General features: G+C 53.9%; 1 protein-coding gene. It reads left to right on the plus strand.

What is annotated here, in order from left to right:
• Window positions 1-31: 31 nt before the first annotated feature.
• Window positions 32-1,999 (plus strand): nucleoside-diphosphate sugar epimerase/dehydratase, encoded by a 1,968-nt coding sequence (locus tag QZ105_RS10435; RefSeq protein WP_293729856.1) that lies wholly within the window; start codon window positions 32-34, stop codon window positions 1,997-1,999.
• Window positions 2,000-2,021: the final 22 nt, after the last annotated feature.

Below are 2,021 nucleotides of genomic sequence, written 5' to 3' on the forward strand. Positions count from 1 at the left end.
TCGCGAAAATTTTCTTTGGGAATGTGGGTTTATGGAGTTATTGCGTAAGGGAGGAAAATTTAATATCCGTTGGCAGCTGATGCTTTACGACGCCCTGATATACTTTGCCGTCGTGGGCTTCGTTGTGTCCCTGTACGGTTGGGAGGGCGCTTCGCCGCGGGAATCGGTCATTGTGATTGCCGCTTCTCTGCTGTGCCTTTTGTGCAGCAGAACCGCAGGCCATGTTTACCAGATGATCATCCGCTACGGCGGCGTACACGTCTATATGCGGCTGTTCGCTACGGATTTTGTAGCGCTGCTGCTGTATTTTCCTGTTAAATGGTGCTTCCCGGCGCTGCACTTAAGCAGTCAGCGCTGGCTGATCATTATTATGCTTAACCTTTTGGGAGCAGTAGGCATGCGGCTGATGTACCGCTACTGCTACCGCTTCGGCGTGCGCCGCAGCAAGCAGGGCGCTTTCCTGCGTGGGCTTCTGGTGTTATTTGCCGGGAGCGAGGTTATCAAAGAGCGCAGAAACGAGCGCAAACGCATCCGCATTGCCATCATCGGCGCAGGGCGCTTGGGCGCAGTGCTGGCCGACGAATTGCTGAGCAATGACAGCGCGGGCTATGTGCCGGTATGCTTCATCGACCAGGACAGAAGCAAGGTCGGTCGCGAGGTCATGGGGCTGCCCATCCTCAGGGAAGGGGCGGAAGGCTTGGACGAGCTGAAGGCGCTGGACGTGCAGGAGGTAGTCTTTGCCATTACCAACATTATCAATACGAAAAAGGAACATCTTTTCAAATTATATAAAGCCGCAGGCTACAGAGTAAAGGTCTACGACTTTTCCGTGGCTGATGTGGCCCAGCACGGCAAGCGTATGCTGCGGGAATTTGACATCGAGGAGCTGCTGTTCCGCATGCCCATCGTAGTCAATAACGAGCTGGTGCATGGCTATTATAAAAATAAAGTCATTCTCGTTACCGGCGGCGGAGGCAGTATCGGCAGCGAGCTGTGCCGCCAGCTGGCGAAGATGGAGCCTGCGCAGATTATCGCTTTGGATATTTACGAAAACGGCGTTTACGACTTGCAGCAGGAGCTGCGCCTGCTGTACGGAGGAACGCTGAATTTCCGCGTAGAGATAGCGTCCATCTGCAATAAGCAGGCCATGGCCCGCGTGATGCAGGAATATCATCCGAACATTGTGATTCATGCGGCGGCGCATAAGCATGTGCCCCTGATGGAAAAGAACTGCATCGAGGCCGTGGAAAACAATGTGTTCGGCACGCTGAATGTTATCGAGCTGTGCGAGGAATATGGCGTGGAGCGTTTTATGATGGTTTCTACGGATAAGGCGGTGAACCCGACCAATATCATGGGAGCCACCAAGCGCATGTGCGAAATTATCGCCCGCGCCCACAGCGCTGTGAACAGCAGGACAGTGTTCAGCGACACGCGCTTCGGCAATGTGCTGGGCAGCGCAGGCAGCGTCATACCGCTGTTCAAGCGGCAGATTCAGAGCGGCGGGCCCATAACGCTGACGGACAAGCGTATTATCCGCTACTTTATGACTATTCCAGAAGCCAGCCAGCTGGTGCTGCACAGCGGCGCAATCGCCAAAAACGGCGAGCTTTTTGTGCTGGATATGGGGCAGCCGGTGCGTATTTATGATTTGGCTGTGAACATGGTACGGCTCAGCGGTCTGGAGCCTGATAAGGATATCAAGATTATTGAAACCGGTTTGCGGCCCGGTGAAAAGCTGTACGAGGAGCTTTTGGTAAAGAGCGAAACCCTGCGTAAGACGGATAACGACCTGATCTTTATCGAAAAGGACGAGCCGATTACCATGGCAGACTTAAACAAACGGCTGGATATGCTGCGGCAGGCTTTGCAGAGCAACGATGACGAAACAGTGCGCGAGGCTATGCGCAAGGCGGTGCCGACGTATAAGCGGCCGGAAGAGGTCAATAAAAAAGCCGCCGAAGCGGCGGAGATGCAGAATATCAGAAAGGTATCGTGAGAGAGGGGACTGGAGAAAAATG

Origin of the sequence: uncultured Phascolarctobacterium sp., from assembly GCF_905212365.1 — a bacterium.
Classification (GTDB): domain Bacteria; phylum Bacillota; class Negativicutes; order Acidaminococcales; family Acidaminococcaceae; genus Phascolarctobacterium_A.

Bases quoted from the DNA above. Each gene is read 5' to 3' on its own strand.
- QZ105_RS10435 (WP_293729856.1), top strand. From the start codon at position 32: ATGGAGTTATTGCGTAAGGGAGGAAAATTTAATATCCGTTGGCAGCTG.